General features: G+C 69.3%; 17 protein-coding genes. 8 read left to right on the top strand and 9 right to left on the bottom strand.

Annotated elements, in window-relative coordinates:
- Nucleotides 1-424: 424 nt before the first annotated feature.
- The 4 genes from RAC81_RS04260 to RAC81_RS04245 all read left to right on the top strand — a co-directional run bounded on the left by RAC81_RS04260 (nucleotide 425) and on the right by RAC81_RS04245 (nucleotide 6,601).
- Nucleotides 425-2,023: an AlkA N-terminal domain-containing protein gene (locus RAC81_RS04260; protein ID WP_375081171.1), complete on the top strand. Its 1,599-nt coding sequence runs from the start codon at nucleotides 425-427 to the stop codon at nucleotides 2,021-2,023.
- Complete coding sequence (locus RAC81_RS04255) at nucleotides 2,020-2,517, top strand: methylated-DNA--[protein]-cysteine S-methyltransferase (protein ID WP_375081170.1); 498 nt, start codon at nucleotides 2,020-2,022, stop codon at nucleotides 2,515-2,517. Before RAC81_RS04260 ends, RAC81_RS04255 begins: the two co-directional genes overlap by 4 nt.
- A 338-nt stretch (nucleotides 2,518-2,855) precedes the next feature.
- Nucleotides 2,856-4,790, top strand: a complete 1,935-nt coding sequence (locus RAC81_RS04250; RefSeq protein ID WP_375081169.1) for an ABC transporter ATP-binding protein — start codon at nucleotides 2,856-2,858, stop codon at nucleotides 4,788-4,790.
- Nucleotides 4,787-6,601, top strand: a complete 1,815-nt coding sequence (locus tag RAC81_RS04245; RefSeq protein WP_375081168.1) for an ABC transporter ATP-binding protein — start codon at nucleotides 4,787-4,789, stop codon at nucleotides 6,599-6,601. Before RAC81_RS04250 ends, RAC81_RS04245 begins: the two co-directional genes overlap by 4 nt.
- Nucleotides 6,602-6,678: 77 nt before the next feature.
- Here the strand turns inward: RAC81_RS04245 and RAC81_RS04240 are convergent, their stop codons facing one another.
- Nucleotides 6,679-6,939, bottom strand: coding sequence for an endonuclease domain-containing protein (locus RAC81_RS04240; RefSeq protein ID WP_375081167.1), 261 nt, complete (start codon nucleotides 6,937-6,939; stop codon nucleotides 6,679-6,681).
- A gap of 870 nt (nucleotides 6,940-7,809) precedes the next feature.
- Between RAC81_RS04240 and RAC81_RS04235 the strand changes: the two genes are divergently transcribed.
- Nucleotides 7,810-8,613: a hypothetical protein gene (locus RAC81_RS04235; RefSeq protein ID WP_375081166.1), complete on the top strand. Its 804-nt coding sequence runs from the start codon at nucleotides 7,810-7,812 to the stop codon at nucleotides 8,611-8,613.
- Nucleotides 8,614-8,804: 191 nt separating this feature from the next.
- On the opposite strand, the gene yicI is transcribed toward RAC81_RS04235, so the two are convergent.
- The 6 genes from yicI to RAC81_RS04205 all read right to left on the bottom strand — a co-directional run bounded on the left by yicI (nucleotide 8,805) and on the right by RAC81_RS04205 (nucleotide 16,074).
- Complete coding sequence (gene yicI, locus RAC81_RS04230) at nucleotides 8,805-11,036, bottom strand: alpha-xylosidase (protein WP_375081165.1); 2,232 nt, start codon at nucleotides 11,034-11,036, stop codon at nucleotides 8,805-8,807.
- Nucleotides 11,036-11,923, bottom strand: coding sequence for a carbohydrate ABC transporter permease (locus tag RAC81_RS04225; protein WP_375081164.1), 888 nt, complete (start codon nucleotides 11,921-11,923; stop codon nucleotides 11,036-11,038). Before RAC81_RS04225 ends, yicI begins: the two co-directional genes overlap by 1 nt.
- Nucleotides 11,923-12,900, bottom strand: coding sequence for a carbohydrate ABC transporter permease (locus tag RAC81_RS04220; RefSeq protein WP_375081163.1), 978 nt, complete (start codon nucleotides 12,898-12,900; stop codon nucleotides 11,923-11,925). Before RAC81_RS04220 ends, RAC81_RS04225 begins: the two co-directional genes overlap by 1 nt.
- Before the next feature lie 56 nt (nucleotides 12,901-12,956).
- Nucleotides 12,957-14,264 carry an ABC transporter substrate-binding protein gene (locus RAC81_RS04215; RefSeq protein ID WP_375081162.1) on the bottom strand — a complete coding sequence of 436 codons (1,308 nt, stop codon included), beginning with the start codon at nucleotides 14,262-14,264 and terminating at the stop codon, nucleotides 12,957-12,959.
- Nucleotides 14,265-14,391: 127 nt separating this feature from the next.
- Nucleotides 14,392-15,405, bottom strand: coding sequence for a LacI family DNA-binding transcriptional regulator (locus RAC81_RS04210; RefSeq protein ID WP_375081161.1), 1,014 nt, complete (start codon nucleotides 15,403-15,405; stop codon nucleotides 14,392-14,394).
- A 210-nt stretch (nucleotides 15,406-15,615) separates the two neighbouring features.
- Nucleotides 15,616-16,074 (bottom strand): GNAT family N-acetyltransferase, encoded by a 459-nt coding sequence (locus RAC81_RS04205; RefSeq protein WP_375081160.1) that lies wholly within the window; start codon nucleotides 16,072-16,074, stop codon nucleotides 15,616-15,618.
- 121 nt (nucleotides 16,075-16,195) lie between these two features.
- Between RAC81_RS04205 and RAC81_RS04200 the strand changes: the two genes are divergently transcribed.
- The gene (locus tag RAC81_RS04200; protein WP_375081159.1) at nucleotides 16,196-18,415 is read left to right on the top strand and encodes an NADP-dependent isocitrate dehydrogenase; all 2,220 of its coding nucleotides are present in this window, start codon (nucleotides 16,196-16,198) and stop codon (nucleotides 18,413-18,415) included.
- Between the two features lie 73 nt (nucleotides 18,416-18,488).
- On the opposite strand, the gene RAC81_RS04195 is transcribed toward RAC81_RS04200, so the two are convergent.
- The gene (locus RAC81_RS04195) at nucleotides 18,489-20,003 is read right to left on the bottom strand and encodes a L,D-transpeptidase family protein (protein WP_375081158.1); all 1,515 of its coding nucleotides are present in this window, start codon (nucleotides 20,001-20,003) and stop codon (nucleotides 18,489-18,491) included.
- 120 nt (nucleotides 20,004-20,123) lie between these two features.
- Entirely contained in the window at nucleotides 20,124-20,528 is a 405-nt protein-coding gene (locus tag RAC81_RS04190) for a RidA family protein (RefSeq protein ID WP_341935172.1), read from the bottom strand.
- 25 nt (nucleotides 20,529-20,553) lie between these two features.
- Here RAC81_RS04190 and RAC81_RS04185 point away from each other — a divergent pair, with 25 nt between their 5' ends.
- Together RAC81_RS04185 and RAC81_RS04180 are read left to right on the top strand one after the other, a co-directional pair.
- Nucleotides 20,554-21,771 (top strand): alanine racemase, encoded by a 1,218-nt coding sequence (locus tag RAC81_RS04185; protein ID WP_375081157.1) that lies wholly within the window; start codon nucleotides 20,554-20,556, stop codon nucleotides 21,769-21,771.
- Nucleotides 21,762-25,010 (top strand): family 20 glycosylhydrolase, encoded by a 3,249-nt coding sequence (locus tag RAC81_RS04180; RefSeq protein WP_375081156.1) that lies wholly within the window; start codon nucleotides 21,762-21,764, stop codon nucleotides 25,008-25,010. The genes RAC81_RS04185 and RAC81_RS04180 overlap by 10 nt, the downstream gene beginning before the upstream one ends.
- Nucleotides 25,011-25,034 lie beyond the last annotated feature (24 nt).

Here is a 25,034-nt window from a genome sequence, read left to right as displayed (position 1 = left end):
AAAGGTCTCGGTGTCTCGACGCCGCGCGTCAGACGTGCGGCGACGATGAGGCATTCCGGTGTATCGGGATGCTCGACGACGGATCCCTTGAGCACCCTGCGGCGCCCGCCTACCGTGGACCGAGTGCCCGCTGTCGAGCGTGGCCGCTCAGCGTCACCCTGACGGGTGGCTATCAGACACAAGGAGTCCCCATGTTCGAGTTCCCGCCCTTCGACGACCCGTGGTGGCAGACCTGCGACGCGCAGATCCTCTGGGATCTCTACGGTCCCGGCAACTGACGGATCGTCTGTACCGACTGAGAACGAGAGGACCCCGCGGCTCTGGCTGCAGGGTCCTCTCGTTCGTTCGCAGGTCATTCGTGAGCCCTCACAGCTGTGTCCGATTTCCGCCAGCCGATGTCGGAGGCGCGTGACAGAGTGGAGTCATGACCTTCCCCGTGGTGGACTTCGACGAGCGGTACCGCGCGATCAGTGCGCGCGACACCCGCTTCGACGGGCAGTTCGTCACGGCGGTGCGCACGACCGGCATCTACTGTCGCCCCAGTTGCCCTGCGCGTACGCCCAAGCCCGAGAACGTCACGTTCTACCCGACGAGCGCGGCCGCGCACGAGGCGGGCTACCGCGCCTGCAAACGGTGTCTGCCCGAGGCGGCGCCGGGATCGCCCGCGTGGGACGTGCGCAGCGACGTCGCCGCGCGGGCCATGCGCCTGATCTCCACAGGGGTGGTCGAGCGCGAGGGCGTCTCGGGTCTCGCCGTGCGCCTCGGATACTCAACCAGACATCTCACGCGGCTGCTCACGGCCGAGCTCGGCGCCGGACCGCTCGCCCTGGCGCGCGCCCATCGCGCTCACACCGCCCGGATGCTGCTCGTCGGCACGAGCATGGCGGTGTCGGAGGTCGCGTTCTCCGCGGGTTTCGCGAGCATCCGGCAGTGCAACGACACGATCCGCGAGGTGTTCGGCCTCACGCCGGGCGAGCTGCGCGCGCGGCGACGGGGGAGCATCACCGGCGTGCCGGGGTCCATCGACCTGGTGCTGCCGTATCGCGGACCGCTCGACTCGTCGGGGATCTTCGCGTGGATGGCCGCGCGCGCGGTTCCCGGCGTGGAGGAGGCGGGAGAGGCGTCTTTCTCCCGGCACCTGCGAATGGGCGGCGGCCCCGCCTGGTTCGAGGTGCGGCGGGATGCCGATGAGCGCCTGCACCTCCGAGCGCGCGTCAGCCGACTCGGCGACCTCGCGCCGCTCGTCGCGACCGCACGACGCATCTTCGATCTGGATGCTGATCCGCTCGCGATCGACGAGGCGCTGAGTGCACACCAGGAGCTCGCGCCCCTCGTGGCACGCACGCCGGGGATCCGGGTACCCGGTTCGGCCGACCCGCACGAGATGCTGATCAGGGCGATGGTGGGGCAGCAGATCACGGTGGTCGCAGCCCGCACCACGCTGACCGCGCTCACCGAGGCACTGGGCGAGCGCATCGACGGCGGCCTCCTGTTCCCGACCATGTCGGAGATCGCCGAGCGTGGCGCCGAGGTCCTCCGCGGGCCCGCCGCACGCATCAGGTCGATCGTCGGAGCGGCGCGGGCCCTCGCCGACGGCTCGCTGACGCTCACAGTCGGCGACGACGCCGGCGAGCAGCGCGCGGCACTGCTCGCCATGCCCGGCATCGGGCCGTGGACCGCCGACTACGTGCGGATGCGGGTGCTCGGCGACCCCGACGTGATGCTTCCCGGCGACGTCGCGCTGCGCGCCGGCGCGGCGGCCTCGGGACTGCCGGTCGACCCGAAGCCGCTGGTGGCGTGGGCGGAGCGCGTGGCGCCGTGGCGGAGTTACCTCAGCGCGCACCTGTGGCGCGCGGCACCGGTCCGTCCTGTGCGAGAGCGTCCCACCCGCGGCGGTCGTGCGGCGGCTGCGAGCGCACCTGCGCCGTCTGTCCCACCTATGCCGTCTCTCGCACCTGCGCCGTCTCTCGCGGACACCCCGCCCCGTGCGAGCGTCCCGTCCCCTGTAAAGGAGTCCTCATGACCGCCCTCATCCAGACCATCGACACTCCCGACGGGCCGTTCACGATCCTCGCCGACGAGCAGCAGCGCGTGCTCGCCTCCGGCTGGACGGGGGATCACGAGGCCATCCTCGTCCGTCTCCCGTCCGCGCACCGCCCTGTCGACGTGCGAGACGGCGAGACCTATGCCGCAGCGGCTGCGCACGCGTACTACGCCGGCGACGTGACGGCGATCGACGCCGTGGCGGTGGCGCAGTACGGAACCGCGCTGCAGCAGCTGGGGTGGGCGGCGCTGCGGGATATCACCGCGGGGGAGCCGTTGACGTACACCTCCTTCGCCGCCCGCCTCGGCAACCCGAAAGCCGTGCGCGCCGCGGCCTCGATCTGCGCGCGCAACGCCCCGGCGCTGTTCGTGCCCTGCCATCGGGTGCTGCGCACGGACGGCTCGCTCGGCGGCTTCGCGTGGGGGCTGCCGGTGAAGCAGAGCCTCCTCGCGCGGGAAGCGGCAGGGATCTGACTCGGCGCCCGGGTCGAGAGGCGGATCCGCAACTTTCTGCAGATCGGGAATCTCTCTTGCGCTCAGCTGGTTCTCAGGAATAGGCTGATGGGCTGTCGCGCCGACCGGACGACATCGCCGAGCCCCTGAGGAGGACATCATGACATCGATCGTCATCGCGCCGATCGCCGCTCACGGCTCGACCCCGGCGCGTCCGCTCCGCTAGAGCCCACCTCGGAGTCGCGTCGCGACTCACCGCTCGCGACTTCACCGTTCCGGCGCCGGGCTCCGAGAGTCTTCTTCGCGCCCGCGCGCGTCCGTTCAGTAACCGCTTTCCATACGAAACTCGTCTGAGAGACATGTCTTCCTCGCCTTCATCGTCGAACAGCTCACCCTCGTCATCCCTCTCCACCCCGGCAGCCCTGTGGCGGCTAAAGCCGTTCGTGAAGCCCGTCATCTGGCGTCTCGCGGGCGGTGCGCTGAGCGCGCTCGCCGCCGCCGTCATCGCCCTGATGATCCCGATCGTTCTCGAGCAGATCATCCGCGGGCCCGTGCAGACCGGAGCCATCGACGCCATCGTCTGGGGCGCGCTCGCCGTGTTCGGCCTCGCCCTCGGCGAGGCGCTCATGGTCTGGCTGCGCCGTCAGTTCGTGCTCAACCCCGCGACCCAGGTCGAGTACAAGATGCGCACAGAGCTGTACTCGCGGCTGCAGACACTGCCCGTCGCATTCCACGATCGCTGGCAGTCGGGTCAGCTCCTGAGCCGCATGATGCAGGACATCGGCCTGATCCGCCGTTGGCTCGCGTTCGGTCTCGTGCTGCTCGTCGTCAACGTCCTGACCATCATCATCGGCGCCGTGCTGCTCTTCCGCTGGCACTGGCTGCTGGGCACGATCTTCATCGTCACGGCGATCCCGCTGTGGATCCGCGGCTACCTGTTCGAGAAGCGCTACGGCGCCCTCACCCGTCGCAGCCAGGACCAGGCCGGCGACCTCGCCACCAGCGTCGAGGAGAGCGTGCACGGCATCCGCGTGCTCAAGGCGTTCGGGCGCGGCAAGCACGCCCTCCGTCGGTTCAGCCGCCAGGCCGAGACGCTGCGCGAGACCGAGATGAGCAAGGCCGGAGCGATTTCGTCGATCTGGTTCTGGCTGGACCTCATGCCGCAGATCGCGTTCGGTCTGAGCCTCATGTCGGGCATCTGGCTGATCTCGCAGGGAGCCATCGAGCTGCCTGAGCTGTTCGCGTTCTTCGCCATGGCGACCGTGCTGCGCTGGCCCATCGAGTCGATCGGGTTCCTGTTCTCGTTCATGCTCGACGCGCGCACGGCGACGGACCGCGTGTTCGACATCTACGCCGAGATCAACACGATCACCGATCCGGAGAACCCGGTGCACATCGAGAACCCGCGCGGCGAGCTCGCCTTCAATGGTGCGCACTTCCGCTACCAGGACGCAGGGGAGCACGAGCGCGACCTGCTCGACGGCATCGACCTCGTGCTGCGTCCGGGTGAGACCATGGCGCTCGTCGGTCTGACCGGCAGCGGCAAGACGACGCTCACGACCCTGCCGACGCGTCTGTACGACGTGACCGGCGGCCGCGTGACCCTCGACGGCGTCGACGTGCGCGACCTGCCGCTCGCCGAGTTGCGTCAGCACATAGCGATGGCCTTCGAGGACGCGACGCTGTTCTCGGCATCCGTGCGGGAGAACGTCCTGCTGGGCCGCGCCGACCTCGACGTGCACAGCGACGAGGCCGAGCGGGTGCTGCGCGAAGCGCTCGAGGTCGCACAGGCGTCGTTCGTCGACACGCTCCCCGAGGGCGTCGAGACGATCATCGGCGAGGAGGGGCTGAGCCTGTCCGGTGGGCAGCGTCAGCGACTCGCCCTCGCCCGTGCCGTCGCCGCGAAGCCCAAGGTCCTCGTGCTCGACGACCCGCTGTCGGCGCTCGATGTCGACACGGAGGCGCTCGTCGAAGAGGCGCTGCGCCATGTGCTCGCAGACACGACGGCTCTGATCGTCGCCCACCGCCCCTCGACGGTGGCGCTCGCCGACCGGGTCGCTCTGCTCGAGGCAGGACGCGTCACGGCGGTCGGCACGCACTCCGAGCTGCTGAAGTCGAGCAGCCACTACCGGCACGTCATCTCGAGCCTCGAGGCCGAGGAGGCGGCGCGCACCGGCGCGATCCCGATCATTCGCGACGAGCAGGACGAGATCGAGGATGCCGTGCGCGAGGGCATCCGCGAGGAGACGCCCGACGACGAAGACCTGTTCACCGAGAAGGAGGTGCAGCGATGAGCTCCGCGATCACCGGAACCCAGGACGAGGACCGCTCCCGCTACACGCGCGAGGAGAGCAGGGCGATCCGCCGCAGGTCGCTGCGTCTGCTCGGATCGCTCGTGCGCCCGTTGAAGCCGCAGATCGTGCTCGCCGCGGTCGTGCTCGTGATCTCCACCGCGCTGCAGGTGTCGGGCCCAATCCTCATCAGCATCGGCCTGGACCGCGCCCTGCCCGCCGTGCTCGACCGCGCCGACTGGATGCCGACGTTCATGATCGGCGGCGTCTACCTGCTCGCGGGTGCCGTCGCCGCGGCCATGATCGCCTGGTACGTCATCATCGCCGCCAAGCTCACCCAGGCCGTGCTGCTCGACCTGCGCAAGCGGATCTTCCTGCACACCCAGCGACTCAGCCTCGAGTTCCACGAGTCGTACACGTCGGGTCGCATCATCTCGCGGCAGACGAGCGACCTGGACTCGATTCGCGAGTTGCTCGACGGCGGCCTCAACGAGCTCGTCTCCGGAGTGCTGTTCGGCCTGTTCACGTTCATCGCCCTGTGCGTGTGGGACTGGCAGTCGGGACTGATCCTCGCCATCGGCGGCATCCCGCTCTTCTTCCTGATGCGCTGGTTCTACTCGCGCTCGCAGCTCGTGTACCGCGAGTCGCGCGTCATCAGCGCGAAGGTCATCGTGCAGTTCGTCGAGACCATGACGGGCATTCGCGCGGTCAAGGCGTTCCGCAAGGAACCCCGCAACGACGACTCGTTCCAGCAGATCGCAGGCGAGTACCGCGATGTCAACCGTCGATCCATGCTGCTGTTCGGCACGTTCGAGCCCGGGCTCATGGGGGTCGCGGCCCTCGTGCTCGGAATCGTCGTGCTGTGGGGCGGCATCCGGGTGTCGGCCGATGCGCTCACCGTCGGTGTGCTGCTGTCGGCGGTGCTGTACGTGCGCAACTTCTTCGCGCCCATGCAGGAGATCGCGATGTTCCTGAACTCGTACCAGTCGGCGACGGCTGCGCTCGAGAAGGTGTCGGGGGTCCTCGAAGAGGTGCCGACGGTGCCCGACCCCGAGAAGCCTGTGGACCTGTGGGAGTCGCGCGGACATGTCCGGTTCGACGAGGTCACCTTCGGCTACAACGGCGAGAAGACGATCCTCCCGAACTTCTCGCTCGACATCCCCGCGGGGCAGACCATCGCGCTCGTCGGCACGACGGGCGCAGGCAAGTCGACGCTGGCCAAGCTGATCTCGCGGTTCTACGATCCCTCGCTCGGCACAGTCACGCTCGACGGTGTCGATCTGCGCGACCTGCACCCGAAGGACCTGCGGCGCGCCATCGTCATGGTCACGCAGGAGGCGTACCTCTTCAGCGGGACGGTGGCCGACAACATCGCGCTGGGCAAGCCCGACGCGTCGCTCGACGAGATCCGTGCGGCCGCCCGCGCGGTCGGCGCCGACGAGTTCATCTCGTCGCTGCCCGACGGCTACAACACCGATGTCAACAAGCGTGGCGGTCGGGTGTCGGCGGGGCAGCGACAGCTGATCTCGTTCGCGCGCGCATTCCTCGCCGACCCGTCGGTGCTCATCCTCGACGAGGCGACGGCGTCGCTCGACATCCCGTCGGAGCGACTGATCCAGGATGCTCTGCAGACGCTGCTCAAGGACCGCACGGCCATCATCATCGCGCACCGTCTGTCGACGGTCGCGATCGCCGACCGCGTGCTCGTGATGGAGCACGGCCGCATCATCGAGGACGACAGCCCAGACGCGCTCATCGGCGGCACCGGCAAGTTCGCACAGCTGCATGCGGCCTGGCAGGAGACGCTCGTCTAGCCGGACGTTCTCGGAGGGGTGCCGGATTTTCGGATCATCCGACAGGAAGCTTCCGAAAATCGGGCGCCCCTCCGATTTCACGAGGCGGGTTCGAGGTGCAGCCCGCGCGAGACAGCGGCGGCGAGTGCGTGTTCCACGCGCGGCCAGCCGTTGATGACCTGGTCATAGGAGAAGCGAAGGACGGTGTACCCGCGCATCCGCAAAGCGGCGTCGTGAGCGATATCGCGAGTACGGTCGGACGCGGACGAGTGATAGCTCCACCCGTCGATCTGGACGACGAGGTGAGTGCCGATGAGGAAGTCGACGGCATGTCCGGCGAGCTGTACCTGCATTCGCATGGCGACTCCCCACGAGCTGAGTCGAACGTGGAAGATCGTTTCGAGGGATGAGTCCGTTCCCGGCCACAAGTGGTTGAGACAGCGCTTGGCGACGGCGTCACGCCATCGAACAAGTCGCAGCGATTCGATCGTCAGCCGTTCCATTCGCATAGCGCTCTCCCAGATCGCTACCGCCTGATCGAGAGGGAAGCACCGGGCCGCGTGAGCAAGCGAGTCTTCGACGGAGGCGAGAATCGCGCGCGGGCGAGCAGGTGCGAGAGCTTGAGACCAGTGTGCGACGACTTCGACGGTCGGAGACGCTGATCGGGGAGACAGGTGCACGTGGACGATGTCGGAGACGCCGGGAGGCACCCACCATCCGCGGTGTCGGCCGGCGGACACGCACGTCAGTTGGCCGCCCGACTCAGCGGCTCGGACGAGCGACACCGGGGCGTCGGGAAGGGCGACCCACCGCGCACGCAGTCTGCGAACGACGCCGGAGGCGATCGCTTGACGGATGGCGTTCACCGTGAATCCTGCGTCGAGGAGGTCGGCGCGATGTGCGATGCCCTGGCGTGCATGCAGCCATGTCGTGAGGTCCATGGCGATCACGGTGCCGTGTTCGGGGGATCCACGGTGTGCGCGGTCTCCGCGTAAACGCGGTCTCTGTCTATAGTCCGTCGCGCCTGGGAGTCGGTGCAGAACTCGTCGCGCGGAGCGTAGAGCGGGGAGATCGCGGTTTATCGGATGGTCCGGGCGCGATCATCCGAAGAACCTGAGGCCGTCCGAGAACGGACGGGGCAAAAGAGCAGGCAGCAGAGGAGGCGACGGGGCGGGGAGCGCAGCGGACGGGACGGGGACAGAGTCGCGGGCACTGGGTAGCATCGAAGCATGGATCCACTGCTGCTCATCGAGTGGTGGTGGATCGCGCCCGTCGCGGCCGGAGGGGTCGCCGCGGGAGGCATCGGGATGCGGAGGCGGAGCATAAAGAGCGGACGCCGGCTCGCGGTCGACGCCGCGCGGCACGACCTCAGACAGGCGCAGCAGCTCGCGACCGAGCGTCGCATGGCCGCTCGGCTGGCACGAGCGGAGTATGCGCGCGTCTCGGCCGAGCGCAGCGCGCGACGCGCGACGGCCGAGCAGGTCGCCGGAGCCAAACGGATGCTGCGCGAGAAGGAGAACGACGCCAAGGCCGCCGCGGCCGACGTCCGTGCCAAGCAGGTGCGGCTCAGCGCGGCGCGGGCAGCGCTGCCCGCGGCATCCGCTCCTCGTCCGCTCGAGCGACTGCAGGCCGAGCACGACGCGATCACCGCACGGTGGATGCGGTACGAGACGGATGCGTCGCTGCAGATCGCCTACCCCGCGATGACCGACGTCAAGCAGCCCGCGACGGCCGCCTACCTGCGTGCCGCGGGTGTCGCGGTCGACGCGCGCCGTGCTGCGAGCGGCAAGGTCACGACTCCGGCGGAGTTCGCCGCCTATCGCGATGCAGTCGCCGACCTGGAGCGCGCGTTCGAGGCGGCGGAGTATGCGGCGCGAGTGCAGGCGGGCGAGGCTCCGGCTGCATCGACCTGGCAGGATGCCGCGCAGGACATGATCTCGCGGTCGGCGGAGGCCTTCGACCGCGCCGCCGGGGCCGCTGCCTCCGCGTTCGCCGCGTGGAACGAACGGAAGCAGCGGCCCGACAAGCGTTAGGGAGACGCGTCCGCGAGCTGGCCTCGGCGAGCCGGCCTCGGCGAGCTGGCCCACGTGATCTGGCCGGAGCAGCGGCCCGACAAGCGTCAGGGAGACGCCCCAGCGAGCTGTCCGCGTGATCTGGCCGGAGCAGCGGCCCGACAAGCGTCAGGGAGACACCCCAGCGAGCTGTCCCGAGCGGCCCGCCCTCCTCAGCGAGTGACCTGGCTGAGATCGACGTCGTACGTCCTCCGGTCGCCGTCGGGGCTCGTGACCGTCACCGAACCGTGACCGCTCCCCCCGGGGAAGACCCGGACGTCGAGACCCTCGTGGTAGTCGTAGTCGGGCCGGTCGGTGCGCGCACCCCACGGCAGCGCCGCGCCAGGGCGTACGTACAGGGGCAGCGAGTCGAAGCCGTGGGTCTCGCGACGCCATCCGCCCCCGGTGACCGTCTCGCCCGTGAGCAGCGACGTCCATTCGCCCTCGGGCAGGTAGAACTCCACCGACCCGTCGGCCGAGAACACGGGAGCGACGAGCAGGCTGGATCCGAGCATGTACTGGCGGTCGAGGTAGCCCACTGCGGGGTCGTCGGGGAACTCCAGCTGCATCGGCCGCATCAGGGGGATCCCGGTCGCCGCGGCATCCAGTCCCTGCTGGTACAGGTACGGCATGAGTCGCATCTTCAGGTGGGTGAACCGGCGGGTCACGTCGACGGCCTCGTCGTCGAACGCCCACGGCACCCGGTACGAGCTGGATCCGTGGAAGCGCGAGTGCGAGCCCAGCAGACCGAAGGCCGTCCAGCGCTTGAACACCCCGGCGTCGGGTGTGCCCTCGAAGCCGCCGATGTCGTGGCTCCAGAACGCGAAGCCGCTGAGGGCGAGGGAGAGTCCGCCGCGCAGGGTCTCGGCCATCGACGCGTACGTCGATGTCGAGTCACCGCCCCAGTGCACGGGCATGCTCTGGCCGCCCGCGGTCGCGGAGCGGGCGAACAGCACCGCATCGTCGGCACCCCGTGCCTCGGTCAGTACATCGTGCACGGCCCGGTTGTACAGGTCGGTGTAGAGGTTGTGCATGCGGACGGGGTCGGAGCCGTCGGCCCAGACGACTTCGGTAGGGATGCGCTCGCCGAAGTCGGTCTTGAAGCAGTCGACGCCCTGCTCGACGAGACGGCGCAGGTGCGCCTGGTACCAGGCCGTCGCTTCGGGGTTCGTGAAGTCGACGAGTCCCATGCCGGCCTGCCACAGGTCCCACTGCCACACCGAGCCGTCGGGGCGGCGCACCAGGAAGCCCTGGTCGGCCGCCTCGCGGAACAGGGGCGAGCGCTGACCGATGTACGGGTTGATCCACACGCAGACGCGCAGGTCCTTCTCGTGCAGGCGTGCGAGCATCCCGTCGGGGTCGGGGAACACGCGGGGGTCCCACTCGAAGTCGCACCAGTTGAACTCGCGCATCCAGAAGCAGTCGAAGTGGAACACCGACACGGGCAGTTCACGCGCCGCCATCTCGTCGATGAACGACGTGACCGTCTGCTCGTCGTAGTCGGTGGTGAAGCTCGTCGACAGCCACAGGCCGTACGACCAGGCCGGTACGACGGGCGGGCGGCCCGTGAGCGCGGTGTAGCGGCCGAGCACGTCCTTCGGGGTGGGGCCGGCGATGACGAAGTACTCCAGCACCTCGCCGGGCACGGAGAACTGCACCCGCTCGACGGCTTCGGAGCCGATCTCGTACGACACGTGCCCAGGATCGTTCACGAGCACGCCGTAGCCCCGGTTCGACAGGTGGAACGGGATGCTCTTGTACGCCTGCTCGCTCGATGTGCCGCCGTCGGCGTTCCAGATGTCGACCGACTGGCCGTTCTTGACCAGGGGGCCGAATCGCTCGCCGAGGCCGTACACGAGCTCGCCGACGCCGAGGTCGAGCTGCTCGTGCACGAACGCGGATGCCGTAGGGGCGGGTCCGCCCTGCCGGGCGTTCGACACGATTCCCTGGTCGACCTGCGCTCCTGCGCCGAGCTGGATGTAGCCCTGAGCCTTGTGGCCGCTGCCCGTGACGCGGCGTCCGTCGACCTCGAACGAGAGGTCCCACGGCGCCCCCGGCGCTATGCGCGCGACGAGCGCACCGGCATCCAGAGCGCCGCCCGCGTCGTCGAGCATGACGCGAGCCGATCCCGACCCCGCGCCCGTGAGAGCGAAGCCGCCGTGCCAGCGTCCGCCCACGTGGTGGGCGATTCGCACCCGGATCACTCCCTCAGCGGGGGAGGAGAGCGTCGTCGTGAGCACGGGGCGGTTGAGCGTGTCGCCTCGCTTGGCGATCACCATGGTCGGCGCGGTGACGACGATGCCCGGACCGTCGGGGGTGGAGGTCTCGGCGATGTCGTAGGCCTCCTGCGCATAGAGCGCCGTGACGCCCGGACGCAGCTGCCAGAACCCGTCGGTGAACTTCATTACTTGACTGCTCCTGCCGTGATGCCGCGTGTCAGCGTGCGCTGGAAGATGAGGAAGAAGATGAGCGTGGGGATGATGCCGAGCAGCGCGGACGCGCTCGTGGTGGTGACGTCCATCAGGCGATCGCCCTGCAGCACGCTGATCGCGACCGGTACCGTCTGGTTGGCGTTCGAGGCGAGGAACGTCAGGGGGATGAGGAACTCGTTCCACGTCCAGATGAAGAAGAAGATGAGCAGCACCGACAGTGTCGGGCGGCTGATCGGGAACACGACGCGCCAGAGGATCTGCCAGCGGTTGGCTCCGTCGAGGGACGCGGCTTCGAGCACCTCCTTGGGGAAGGTGCCGTAGACCGACGAGAGCAGGTAGGTGCCGAACGCCGCCTGGATCACCGTGAACACGATGATGACCGACCACACGTTGTCGTAGAGCCCGACGGATTTGAACATGTAGTAGAGCGGGTAAAGCAGCGCCTCCTGCGGCAGCAGGTTCGCGAGCAGGAAGAGCAGCACGATCCAGGAGCGACCGCGCACGCGTCCGATGCCGATCGCGAAGGCGTTCAGCATCGAGATCACGACCGCCAGCACAGCGACGATGCCCGAGATGAAGATCGAGTTCCAGACCTTCTCGGGGAAGTTCACGCGCTCCCAGAACTTGATGATCCCGCCGAAGTCGAGGGACTCGGGGAACGCGAGCGGCCCGGATGTGGCGTAGTCGACGGGCGACTTGAACGAGTTCACGAGCACGAGGTAGAACGGCGCGATCACGAGCAGGGCGCCGATCACGATGAGCGCGAGCAGCAGCCAGTCGACCGGGCGCTTCTTGGTCATGCCGCCGCGGGGACGGGTCTTGGCCGGCTTGCCGGTGACGATGGCGGTGGTGGCGTGCATCACAGACCCGCCCTTTCCTTGCGCTCGAGCGAGTTCTGCACCCGGATGAAGATGATCGACACGATGACCACGACGATGGTGAGCACGGTCGCGATGGTCGCGCCGTACCCGACGTTCCGCTTGGTGAAGAACTCCTGGTACGCGTAGTACGCGGGCACGAGAGTCGAGCCTGCCGGCCCGCCGCGCGTGATGATGTACACCGGGCCGAAGACCTTGAGCGCGGCGATCGTGCAGGTGAGCGTCACGACGAAGATCTCGGGACGGATGATGCTCATGGTGATGGCCGAAAAGCGCTGGAACCAGTTCGCGCCGTCGAGCTCGGCCGCTTCGTACAGCTCCGGATCGACGCGCTGCAGGGCGGCCATGAACACCACCACGGGGTAGCCGAGCTGCACCCAGACCATGACGACCATGAGAACGATCAGCGCGGAGGGCATCTGGCCGAGCCAGTCGTAGGAGGGGATGCCGAAGGCGCCGAGGATCTGGTTGAGGGCGCCGTCGCCCCCCGGCCGCACGATCCAGCCGATCACGATGCCGGCGACGGCGATGGGGAGGATCTGCGGGAGGTAGTACGTGGCCCGCAGGAAGCTGCCGACCTTGCCGCCGAACTTGCGTCCGACGACGTCGAAGAGGAGAGCGGCCACGACGAGGCCGACGATCGTGGGGACGACCACCATCGCGATGATCATCCACACGGAGTTCCCGAACGACGTCCAGAAGTCGCTGTCGGTGAGGATCTTCTGCCAGTTCTCGAGTCCGATGAACTCCGGTGTGCGCACGCCCTTCCACTTCGTGAAGGTGAGGTACACGTTCCAGATCAGGGGCACGATGACGACGACCAGCAGCAGGACGAAGCCGGGCAGCAGGTACATCCAGTAGGCGCCGGTGCCGCCGCGGCGCTGCGGGATCGACGGCTGTTCGGGCGGCAGCTTGGTGCGGCCCGTACTCGTGCGGGGTTCGCGCGTGGCGAGTGTCATGTTCTTCTCCAGGAAGGATGCGGAGGGCGACGCGGGCGCCGCCCTCCGCGAATCGATCAACGGAATTCCGCTGTGCCCTCGTCGTACTGCTCGCCGAGGTTCTTGTCGGTGGTCTCCGCGTCCTGCGATCCCGTGATGAGGCCCTGGAGCTCCTGCACGATCACGTCGTAGAAGCCGGGTGCGGGCCAGTCCGGGTAGAAGGAGAGGCCGTCGGCGTCGAGCACGCCGTTGAACGTCTCGATGAGCGCGGCGCTCTTCTCGTCGGTGATGTCGGCCGTGTCGGCGGCGACCGGCAGCCCGCCGTTGTTGCCGATGATGGCCTGGATCTCCGGACGCATCGTGATGTCGATGAACTGGTAGGCCAGGTCCTTGTTCGCGGCGTTCTCGGGGACGACCCAGAGGTTGCCCGAGGATCCGAGCGACAGGTCGGCACCGGGGAACGCGGTCATCGTCCAGTCGAAGCCGGTCGCCTCGGCGACGAAGCGGCCGAACCACCACGAGCCCGACACGAAGATGGGCGAGGTGCCGTTGATGAACGAGACGCCGGCGTCCTCGGCCTTGACCGACGAGACGTCGGAGGCGATGTAGCCCTTGTCGACGTACTCCTTCAGCGTCTCGGTCGCGGAGCTGATCTCCGGCCCCTGCCAGTCGACCTCGCCGTCGTACAGCTGGTAGGCGTCGACGAAGCTGCGGTCGCCCTCGAGCAGCGCGAGCTGGTACCAGAGCTGACCGAGCGGATACTCGGCGCCGGCCTCGGCGAGCGGGGTGACGCCCTTCGCGACGAACGCGTCGAGCACGGCCACGAACTCCTCGTACGTGGTGGGGATCTCGAGGCCGGCCTCGGCGAACGCGTCCTGGTTGTAGTACACGCCCACGAACTCGCCGTAGTTCGGGATGCCGAACCACGTGTCGCCGCCCATCACGCCGTCCTCCGAGTATTTCGCGGTGGTCTGCAGCGAAGGCGCGAGCTTCTCGTCCCAGCCGTACTCGTCGACCGCGTCGGAGATGTCGGCGATCAGGCCGGTCGAGGCCAGGAACCCGGCGGTCGCGTTGCCCTTGTTGAACTCCATGAGGTCGGGGGCGGCGTCGGTGTCGAGCACCTGGCTCGCCGTCTTCTGGATCTGCTCGAACGACTTCTCCTCGAATTCGACCGTCGCTCCGGTCTCCTCCTCGAAGATCTTGATGGCCTCGGCCCAGGCCTTGCCCATGGCGCTGTCCGCGCCCTCGTAGTGCCAGAGCTTCAGGGTCTGGCCGTCGCCGCCCTCGTCTCCTGAGCCGGCGCCGCAGCCGCTCAGGATCACTCCTGCCGCTGTGAGCGCAGCCACGGCGGCCAGCGTCTTGGTCGTGCGGATGTTGCGTGCCATCGTCGGCACTCCTTTCTCGGTGGCCTCACGGGCCGGGACACTTCTTCGGGTCGTCTTCAGTTGTGGATCACGCGCAGCGTCGAAGCGTTTCGACAATGCGCATGCGTTCGGGAAGCGGAGCAGGTCGCTACTCCCGGGCGGGAGCGATCGAGCCGACCGCGCGGTACTCGGGCGGGATGAGGTGGATGCGAGGCGTCGAGCCGCCGCTCTCGACGCTGCCGACCGCGAGGTCGACGGCGAGCTCGCACGACTGCTGCGGCACGAGGGGGATGGTGTCGACGGGGACCGACAGCTCGGTCGTGTCGAAGGATGCCGCGGCCGAGACGACCGAGACGTCCTCACCCACCCGCAGTCCGCGGGCGGCGATCGTCTCGAGCAGGATCTCGTGCACGTCGCCGACGGCGTGCACGACGAACGCGCGGTCGCCGCGGTCCAGGGCGGTCTCGCACGTGGAGCGCACGAGCCCGGCATCCGTCGTCGTGTCGCCGGTCGTCGCCCACTCGAGGGCGATGTCGCGGTGCGCGGCACGGTCGGTGACGCCGGCGAGCAGCCGCCGGGGGAAGTTCGACTTGCGGTACGACACTTCGGTCTGGCCGAGCAGCATGACTCGTCGGTGCCCGGCGTCGGCGAGCCGGTCGATCGCGAGCGCGCCCGCCGCCTCGAAGTCGAGGTCGACGCACGTCAGGCCCTCGGCGTCGTTCGGGATGCCGATGAACACCGTCGGCGTGCGCACACTGCGCGCGATCGCCGCGCGATCGTCGTCTGGGGCGACGTCGAGCACGAGGATCGCGTCGACGAGGCGGCTGGCGGCGACACGGTTCATGCCGTCCGAGGTCTGCTCGTCGGTGAGGAGGAGGATGTCGTATCCTCGGCGTCGCGCCGCCACCGCTGTGGCGAGCACGAATGCCATATGGGTGGGTGCGTGGGTGTCGGCGCGCAGCGGCTCGGTGAGGGCGAAGATGTGGGTGCGGCGGCCCGCGAGCATCCGTGCGCCGGCGTCGGGCTCGTAACCGAGCGTGCGAGCCGCGTCCTCGATCCGGCGCCGCGTCTTCTCGGAGACCGGGCGCTTGCCGCTGAGCGCGTAGGAGACGGTGCTGATCGACACACCGGCGGCGTGCGCCACCTCATGGATCGTCGTCATCGGGACTCCGTCGTCGCTCGTTCGGGGAAATTATCGAAGCGCTTCGCCAGCGCTCTGAAGCGATGATAGCCACGGCGCGCGAGCGCGTGCAAGCTTTTTGTGGCGACTCGCAACAAATCCGTGATGTCGACCGCAGGCGGACCGACGGCCCCGCGCCGACAGGGCGACGGGGCCTCGATGGGGGAGGGGATTCGAGACCCCGCCGCCGGTCTACGGTTCGACGCGGATCTCGGCGATGACCTCGGAGTACTCGGTCTCGCCGACCGGCGTGAAGCCGACGCGCAGGAAGAAGGCCTCCGGCCCGTCCTCCCCGGCTTCGTAGATGACGTTGACGTGGTCGACGCCGCGCGAGCGCGCCTCCTCGACCAGCTGCTCGACGGCGAAGCGCCCCACGCCCTTGCCCTGATCGTCGGCGTCGACGTTGATGCGCCACAGGACGGAGCGGAAGTGCTCCTCGGGTGCCTCCGGGTCGAAGTTCGCGCTGACGAAGCCGACGACCTGGTCGCCGTCGAGCACGACGCGCTGCCAGGATGTGGCCGGATTGATCACGGTGGCCGCGATGCCGTAGGACACCGGAGCGAGGAACTGCTCCTGTCCGGGCTTGAGCGACAGGTTGTTCACGGCGACGATCGTCGCAGCGGAGAGTTCGACCATGCGCAGTTCGGACATAGTGACAGGCTAGCCCCTCCGGTGCGCTGCGTCCCAGAGACGAGCAGATTCTCGGGGGCGAGAAGCGCTCAGGTATCTTGGTATCGAGACAATTCTGCCCTCGTGAACGGAGAACCTCCCGGTGACCGACGACGCCATCATCTACACCTACACGGACGAGGCTCCCGCGCTCGCCACAGCTTCCTTCCTTCCGATCATCCAGGCCTTCACGGGCCAGGCGGGCATCGACGTCGAGACGCGTGACATCTCTCTGGCGGGTCGCATCCTCGCCGCGTTCCCGCAGAAGCTGGCTCCCGAGCAGCAGGTCGGCGACGCGCTGGCCGAGCTCGGCGGGCTCGCCACGCTGCCGGAGGCGAACATCATCAAGCTTCCGAACATCTCGGCATCCATCCCTCAGCTGAAGGGCGCGATCGCCGAGCTGCAGGCCCAGGGCTACGACATTCCCGACTTCCCCGACGAGCCCTCGTCGCTCGAGGAGAAGGACATCCGCGCCCGCTACGACCGCATCAAGGGGTCGGCCGTGAACCCGGTGCTCCGTGAGGGCAACAGCGACCGCCGTGCGCCCCTCGCCGTGAAGAACTACGCCAAGAAGCACCCGCACCGCAACAAGCCGTTCGCCGAGGGGTCGAAGACCCGCGTCGCGACGCTCGGTCACGACGACTTCAAGCACAACGAGCGCTCCTGGGTGGCCGCCCACGACGACGTGCTGAGCTTCCGCCACATCGCCGCCGACGGCACGGTCACCGTGCTGAAGGAGGGCCTCAAGGTCCTGCCTCGCGAGATCGTCGACGCCACCTTCCTCTCGGCCTCTCACCTCGATGCCTTCCTGGCCGAGACTCTCGAGACGGCCAAGGCCGACGACGTGCTCTACTCCGTGCACCTCAAGGCCACGATGATGAAGGTCAGCGACCCGATCATCTTCGGTCACGTGGTGAAGGCGTTCTTCGCCGACGTGTTCGCGCAGTACGGCGAGCAGCTCGCAGCCGCCGGACTCAACCCGAACGACGGTCTCGGCTCGATCCTCGCAGGCCTCGAGGGCATCGCCGGTGGCGACGAAATCGCCGCCGCGTTCGCGAAGGCGATCGCGGAGGGGCCGCGTCTCTCCTACGTGAACTCCGACAAGGGCATCACGAACCTGCACGTCCCCAGCGACGTGATCGTCGACGCATCGATGCCTGCCCTCGTGCGCAACGGCGGCAAGCTGTGGGGCAAGGACGGCGGCGAGGCCGACACGCTCGCGGTCATCCCGGATTCCTCCTACGCGAGTGTCTACCAGGCCGTGATCGACGACGTCATCGCCAACGGCCCGCTCGACCCCGCGACCATCGGCACCGTCCCGAATGTCGGGCTCATGGCTCAGGCGGCCGAGGAGTACGGCAGCCACGACAAGACCTTCGAGATCGCCGCGGCGGGCACCGTGCAGGTGCTCGACAGCGAGGGAACCGTGCTCATCGAGCACGAGGTGGGCGAGGGTGACATCTGGCGCGCCACGCAGACCAAGCACATCCCGGTCATGGACTGGGTCAAGCTGGCGGTCTCGCGTGCGCGGGCGACGGGTGCGCCCGCGGTGTTCTGGCTCGACGCGAACCGCTCGCACGACGCCCAGATCATCGCGAAGGTGCACCAGGGTCTCGCGACGCTCGACACCAAGGGCCTCACGATCACGATCCTCGCTCCGGAGGAGGCCACGCGCTACACGCTCGCGCGCATGCGTCACGGCCTCGACACCATCTCGGTGACCGGCAACGTGCTCCGCGACTACCTCACCGACCTGTTCCCGATCCTCGAGGTCGGCACGAGCGCCAAGATGCTCTCGATCGTGCCGCTGCTCGCCGGCGGCGGGCTGTTCGAGACGGGCGCGGGAGGCTCCGCACCGAAGCACGTGCAGCAGCTGGTCGAGCAGAACTATCTGCGCTGGGACTCGCTCGGAGAGTTCTTCGCGCTGGCCGCCTCGCTCGAGCACTTCGCCGACCGCACGGGCAACGAGAAGGCACGGGTGCTCGCGGAGACGCTGGATGCCGCGACCGGCACCTTCCTCGAGGAGGACCGCTCGCCCGGCCGCGCCCTCGGCACGATCGACAACCGCGGCAGCCACTTCTACCTGGGCCTGTATTGGGCGCAGGAACTGGCGGCGCAGTCGAAGGATGCCGAGCTCGCCGCGGCCTTCGCGCCGGTTGCCGCGAAGCTGGCCGAGAACGAGGAGAAGATCGTCTCCGAGCTCAACGCCGTGCAGGGCTCGGCCGTCGAGATCGGCGGGTACTACCGCCCCGACGACGCGCTCGTGGCTGCGGTCATGCGCCCGTCGACCACGCTGAACGAGATCGTCGACGCACTGCGCTGACGCACGCGAAAGGGCCGGATGCTCAGCATCCGGCCCTTTCGCGTATCCCCCGACGTCCCGTCGGGCGAGCGACTCAGTTGTGGACCGAGACCTCCATGCCCACGGGGGACCACTCGTACACGAACCTGGCGACATCGATCGGCATGTTCACGCAGCCGTGGCTCATGCGGTTGCCGAAGTTGCTGTGCCAGTAGGTGCCATGGAAGCCCTCGTCGCCGTTGAAGTACGTGACCCAGGGGACGTTCGGCGTCTCGGTGATCGATCCGTCGGGCTCGCGGCTCTTCATGGTCTGCGAGCGCACATGGGCGTAGACCTTGAAGTTGCCGACGTCGGTCGGCGTCGCAGCCTTGCCGGAGGAGATCTTCCACGACCGCACGACGGCGCCGTTCTCGTAGAGCGTCGCGGTCTGCGAGCTCAGGTTCACGTCGATCTTGCGCAGGAGCGTGACGGCGGTGAACGGGGTCTCGGTGACCGAGATCGGGAACACGCCCTCGCCGGCCTCGAGCTTGTCGGCCACGTCGGACGCGAGGTTCGAGGTGTCGCTCAGTGCGCGGCCGTTGACGCCCTCGGATTCGGTGCGCAGCACCTTGCCCGACGAGTCGACGATCTGCGTGGCGTTGACCGGTGCGCGGTCGACGGCTGCGGGCAGCGCGTCGACGGTCGCCTGGATCGCCGCCTGATCCGCCTCGATGCGGAGCGTGCCGTCGTCGTCGACCACGGTGAACCAGGTCGAGGCGGTGGCGGCGTCGACGGGGACCGTGCGCTCCTCGCCGAGGTAGAAGCCGATCGTGCCGAGCATCGTGTTGATCGAGGTCGCCAGGGTCGTGGCGTCCTCGTCGGTCACGGCCGGAGCCGCCTCGGCGGGACCGCCGGGGAACTCGAAGCTCTTGCCGCCGCCGGCGATCGTGTCGGTGAACGCCTCGCTCAGCGCCGCGACGTCGACGCCGGTGCCGGTCGCGGACGGAGTGATGACGTAGCTGCCGGTGGCGGCGTCGAAGACCACGCCTGCGTCGACCGGGTCTTCGAAGCTCGTGGGCAGAGCGTCGCGCAGGGCGGCGTCGGCGGTCGAGGGGTCGAGGGTGATCTCACCCGCGACGGGCTCGCCCATCCAGGCGCCGACGTTCCACATCGGGTGCTCGGCGAACGCCTTGTCGGCGAGGGCGCTCGCGTCTACGGAAGCCCCGAGCTCGGCGCCGGTGAGGACGACATCGTCGCCTGCTCCGGTGAGCGTGACCTCGGTCTCGGCGACGTGGGCGCTGATGACATCGGCGGCGGCACCCGGCGTCATCCACCCCACCGGGATCCCGGCCACGGTGGTCCCGGGGGCGATGAGGATCATCGAGGCCGCACCGACGCCGATCACGACGGCGCCGACGCCGAGGCCGATCCACAGTCCCAGGCGCTTCTTCTTGGGCGCGGGCTCGATGGGAGCCCAGGCCAACGGCTGGTCGCCGCTCTGCGGCGGCATCGAGTCGGTCGGGGCGTCATCGCCCGACGGAGTCAGAGCGACCGTGTCGGCGGAGCCCGCCTCGGTCAGTTTCTCAGTCTTCGCATCCTGCGCTGAGATCAGATCGGTCACGAACTTCACCCCCCGGTTCTCACGTGGCCTTTATCACATTCAATGCTACGGGATCGAAGGTAACGAGGGGGCAACGGTCGTGCGGGCCCTCTCTGACCCGCACGGATCAGGCGACGGAGTCGCCCGCGGTCACTCGACGACGGCGATGCCGTCGATCTCGACGAGCATCTCCTCGCGGGGCAGACCCGTGAAGACGGTGGTGCGCGAGGGGAGGACGCCGCTCGGCGTGTTCGCCTCGACGAAGGCGCCGTACGCCTCGTTCATGATCGGGAAGTCCTCGCGCTTGGTGAGGTAGACGCGCAGCATCACGACGTCGTCGAACGTCGCTCCCGAGGCCTCGACGATGGCCTTGACGTTCTCGAGCGTGCGCGTGGTCTGCGCGGCGACGTCGCCGGGGTAGAGGTACTCGTTGGTGACGGCGTCGACCGGGCCCTGGCCGGAGACCTGGACGAACGGGCCCTTGCGCACGCCCTGCGAGAAGGTGTGGGCGGGGGCGGGGGCGGCGTCTGTCGTGATGCGGGTCTTCGAAGTCATGCTGCAAGCCTAGTAGCCTTGTTAGATGCCTCTACAAATTCCGGATCCCGAAATCGGCACCTGGGCGAAGGGCTTCCCGGCCCTGGCGGGAGGACTGCGTCTCTCCGAGATCGCCGACGCCGACCTCCACCTCTCGGATCTGGTCACGCCGGTGCTCACCGTGCACGAGGCGGCACTGGCCCACAATGAGGCGACGGTGTTCTCCTGGGCGGCCGAGCACGGCGTCCGGCTCGCGCCGCACGGCAAGACGACCATGGCTCCCGCGCTGTGGCAGCGTCTTCTGGACGCGGGCGCCTGGGGGATCTCGGTCGCCACGCCGTGGCAGGCGGAGGTCGCGGTTCAGGCCGGCGTGTCGACCGTGCTCATCGCGAACGCCGTCACCGATGCGGCAGCAGCACGGCGATTCGGGGAGATGCTCGCCGCCGACCCCGAGCTGCGCATCCTGTGCTGGGCCGACTCCGAGCGGACGGTCGAGATCCTCGCGGGTGCGCTCGAGGGTGCCGCTCGTCCCCTCGACGTGCTCGTCGAGCTCGGCGGAGCAGGTGGGCGCACGGGCGCCCGGACCGTCGAGGAGGGCGAGCGCATCGCGGGCGCGATCGCCGCGGCATCCGGGCTCCGCCTCGCCGGCGTCACGGGTTACGAGGGTCCCTTCGGCCCTGATCGCAGCGACAGCTCCATCGCCGCCGTCGACGCCTATCTCGGCACGCTGGTCGAGCTGCACTCGCGCCTGGCGTATGCGGACGGCGTCCGGCCCGTGCTCAGCGCCGGTGGCAGCTCGTTCCCCGACCGTGCGGCGGCCGTGCTCGCACCGCACGCCGACGCGGCCGACGTGGTGCTGCGCTCCGGCGCGTTCCAGATCCACGACGACGGCTTCTACTCCCGCATGTCGCCGTTCGGTCCGCTGACGGGCACCGCGCCCCTGCGGTCGGCCATGCACGCGTGGTCGCGCGTCGTCTCGCAGCCCGAGCCGGGCCTCGCCCTGCTCGACGCGGGGCGCCGCGACGTGCCCTTCGACATCGACCTGCCTCTCCCGCAGTCGGTGGCCGGCACGATCACCGCGTTGAACGACCAGCATGCGTTCCTTAGCCTCGGCGCCGACGCGTCGGTCGTGCAGGGCGAGGTCGTGCGGCTGGGGCTCTCGCACCCCTGCACCGCGTTCGACAAGTGGAAGGTGGTCGCGGTGATCGACGACCCCGACGCCGACGACCCGCGCGTGATCGGAGCGGTGGCGACGTGCTTCTGAGCAGCGAGAAGCCGGTGCGCGTCTACCGCGATGCCACGGTCGTCGACGGCACGGGCGGGCAGCGCTACCGCGCCGACGTGTACGTCGAGGGCGCTCGCGTCGTCGCGGTCGTGCGAGAGGGTGTGGACGCGGCGCCTGATCTGCCCGATGCCGCCGTCGAGGTCGATGCCGCGGGACTGGTCCTCGCACCGGGGTTCATCGACATGCACGCGCACAGCGAGCTCGCGGTGCTCGAGGGGGCGGCGCACACCGCGAAGATCCTGCAGGGTGTGACCACCGAGGTCGTCGGGCAGGACGGGCTCGGCTACGCGCCGCTCGACGACGCCGCGGCCGCGATCATCCCCGCGCAGATCGCCGGCTGGAACGGTGCTCCGACGTCGGTGCCGTGGCGCACGATGGGCGACCTGCTCGCGGCGTTCGATGCCGCGGCGGTCGCGAACGTCGCGGTGCTCGTGCCGCAGGGCAACCTGCGCATGATGGTGGTCGGCCACGAGAACCGCCGAGCCACCGATGCCGAGATCGCGGCGATGGGGGAGCTGCTGGGCGCGGCGATGGACGCCGGCGCCTTCGGCATGTCGAGCGGCCTGACGTACACGCCGGGCATGTACGCCGACACGGCGGAGCTCGAGGCCCTGTGCCGCGTGGTCGCCGAGCGCGGCGGGTACTGGTCGCCGCACACGCGCAGCTACGGCGGTGCGGCGCTGGACGCGTATCGCGAAGCGCTCGACATCGGGCGGCGGACCGGGTGCCCGATCCACCTCACGCACGCCACCATGAACTTCGTCCCCAACCGCGGCAGGGCCGACGAGCTGCTCGCGCTCATCGACGAGGCGCTCGCCGACGGGGTCGACGTCACGCTCGACACCTACCCGTACCTCCCTGGTGCGACGACCCTCGCAGCGCTGCTGCCGAGCCGGCTGTCGGAGAGCGGGGACCTGCTCGGCACGATCGCGGCGCTCGACGCCGCAGGGCGCGAGGCGGTGCGGGTCGAGCTGGAGGACATCGGCTGCGACGGCTTCCACGGCGAGCGAGCCGACTGGGAGGCGATCCAGATCGCCGGCACGGGCGACGCCGCGCTCTCCGGGCTCGTCGGCCGCACGGTCGCCGAGATCGCGGCGACCGAGGGACGGCGCGCCGTCGACGTCGTACTCGACACGATCATCGAGGATGCCGGTGCCACGAGCATCCTCATGCACATCGGCGATGAGGAGAACGTCCGCGAGATCATGCGGCACCCTCGTCATACGGGCGGCAGCGACGGCATCCTGATCGGCGCCCGTCCGCATCCGCGGGGCCGTGGCACCTTCCCGCGTTACCTGGGGCACTACGTGCGGGACCTCGGCATCCTGTCGCTCGAGGAGGCCGTCCGGCACCTCTCCGGCACGCCGGCCGCGCGGCTGGGTCTCGACAGGGGAGACGCGCCGCGCGGAGTGATCCGCGAGGGGGCGACGGCCGATCTCGTGCTGTTCGACCCCGAGACGATCGCCGCTGGCGCGACGTTCGAAGACCCGCACGCGGCGTCCGTCGGCGTCGTGGAGGTGCTGGTCGCCGGCGAGCCGGTCGTGCAGCAGGGGCGCGCCACCGGCAGCACTCCGGGGCGCGCGCTCCGCATGCCGCCGCCCGCTCATCGCGCGACGGTTCCGCTCGCGCACTCGCGCATCGACCCGGCGGCCGCTCCGTTCGTCTGGACCGCGGAGACGCCAGTGCTCGCGGAGAACGGTCTGGAAGCGAGTGCAGAGCGTCTCGGCGGGGTGCGGGCCTCCGGGAGTGCCGAGCGTGCGATCACGCTCCGCATCGATGCCGGGCTGGCCGACGCGCGCTTCGCCGAGGGACGCGTCGGTGAGGAGGCGTTCCGCATCCGTGTCTCCGCCGACGGCGTCTCCGTGACCGGCGCATCGGTCGCGGGCGTCTTCCGCGGCGCGACGACTCTGCGACAGCTGCGCGTGCCCGGCGCCGAGTGGTCACGCATCCCCGCGGGGGAGTGGGCCGGCGCCCCGGCCTACGCCTGGCGCGGCGCGATGCTCGACGTGGCGCGGCACTTCCGACCGGCCGCCGACGTGCGTCGACTCGTCGATCTGCTCGCCGACCACCACCTCAACGTCCTGCACCTGCATCTCACCGACGACCAGGGGTGGCGGTTCGAGGTGCCGGGCTACCCGCGACTCACCGAGGTGGGTGCCCGACGCGAGGCGACGCAGCGCGGCCACGGCCCGCTCGCGACGATCGAGCCGGGCGTGCACGAGGGTCATTACACGGACGCCGAGCTGCACGACCTCGTCGCGTACGCCGCAGCGCGCCACGTCACGCTCGTGCCGGAGGTCGAGCTGCCCGGTCACATCCAGGCAGGCCTGGCCGCCTACCCGGAGCTGGGCAACACCGACGTCGGCGCTCCCGTCACCGCACCGTGGGAGCGGTTCGGTGTCAATCCCCGCACGCTCGCGCCGACCGAGGAGTCGCTCGCCTTCGGCCGCGCGGCCATCGACGCCCTCTGCGACCTGTTCGACTCGCCGTGGATCGGCATCGGCGGCGACGAGGTGCCCGTGACGGAGTGGGAGCACAGCGCGGCGGCGCAGGAGCGGATGCAGCAGCTGGGCCTCGCGTCGGCCCACGACGTGCAGCCGTGGTTCACGGCGCACTTCGTCGCGCACGTCCGCGCACGGGGGCGCACGGCGCTCGCGTGGGACGAGGTGCTGGAGGGCGACGTGCCCGACGGCGTCGAGATCCTCGCCTGGCGCGGTCCGGTCGCGATGCGGGAGGCGCTGCGCCGCGGCATCCCGGTGATCGCGTGCCCTGATCTGAACGTCTACCTCGACTACCCGCAGTCGGACTCGGCGGAGGAGCCGATCCGTGTCGGACCGCCGCTGCCGATCGAGCAGGTGTACGGACTGCGCGTGGAGGAGGGGGCCTCCGGCGGGCAGGCGAACGTCTGGACGGAGCATCTGCCGTCGCGAGACCGTGTGGACTTCGCGATGTTCCCGAGGCTGTCCGCAGTCGCGGAGCGGCTGTGGGAGGGCGGGGAACCGGCGCTGTTCGAGGACTTCGCGCGGCGGCTGCCGACGCACCTCCGACGCCTGGCTGAGAGGGGGGTGCGGTATCGTCCTCTCGACGGTCCGACGCCCGATCAGCGCCGCCCCGGCATCCCCGGGAAGCCGCTCACGCGGGAGGCGCGGGAGGACATCGTGGAAGGCCTCGTCGCCCGGCTCGTCGAGCGGGCGGGGGAGGTCGACTCGGACGGCTGACTCATGGCCGTCATCGTAATGTAA

Origin of the sequence: Microbacterium sp. CR_7 (assembly GCF_041954755.1) — a bacterium.
In the GTDB taxonomy this organism is placed as follows: domain Bacteria; phylum Actinomycetota; class Actinomycetes; order Actinomycetales; family Microbacteriaceae; genus Microbacterium.
The sequence above is the reverse complement of the archived record's forward strand: the minus strand, read 5'-3'. Positions and strand labels throughout refer to the sequence as shown.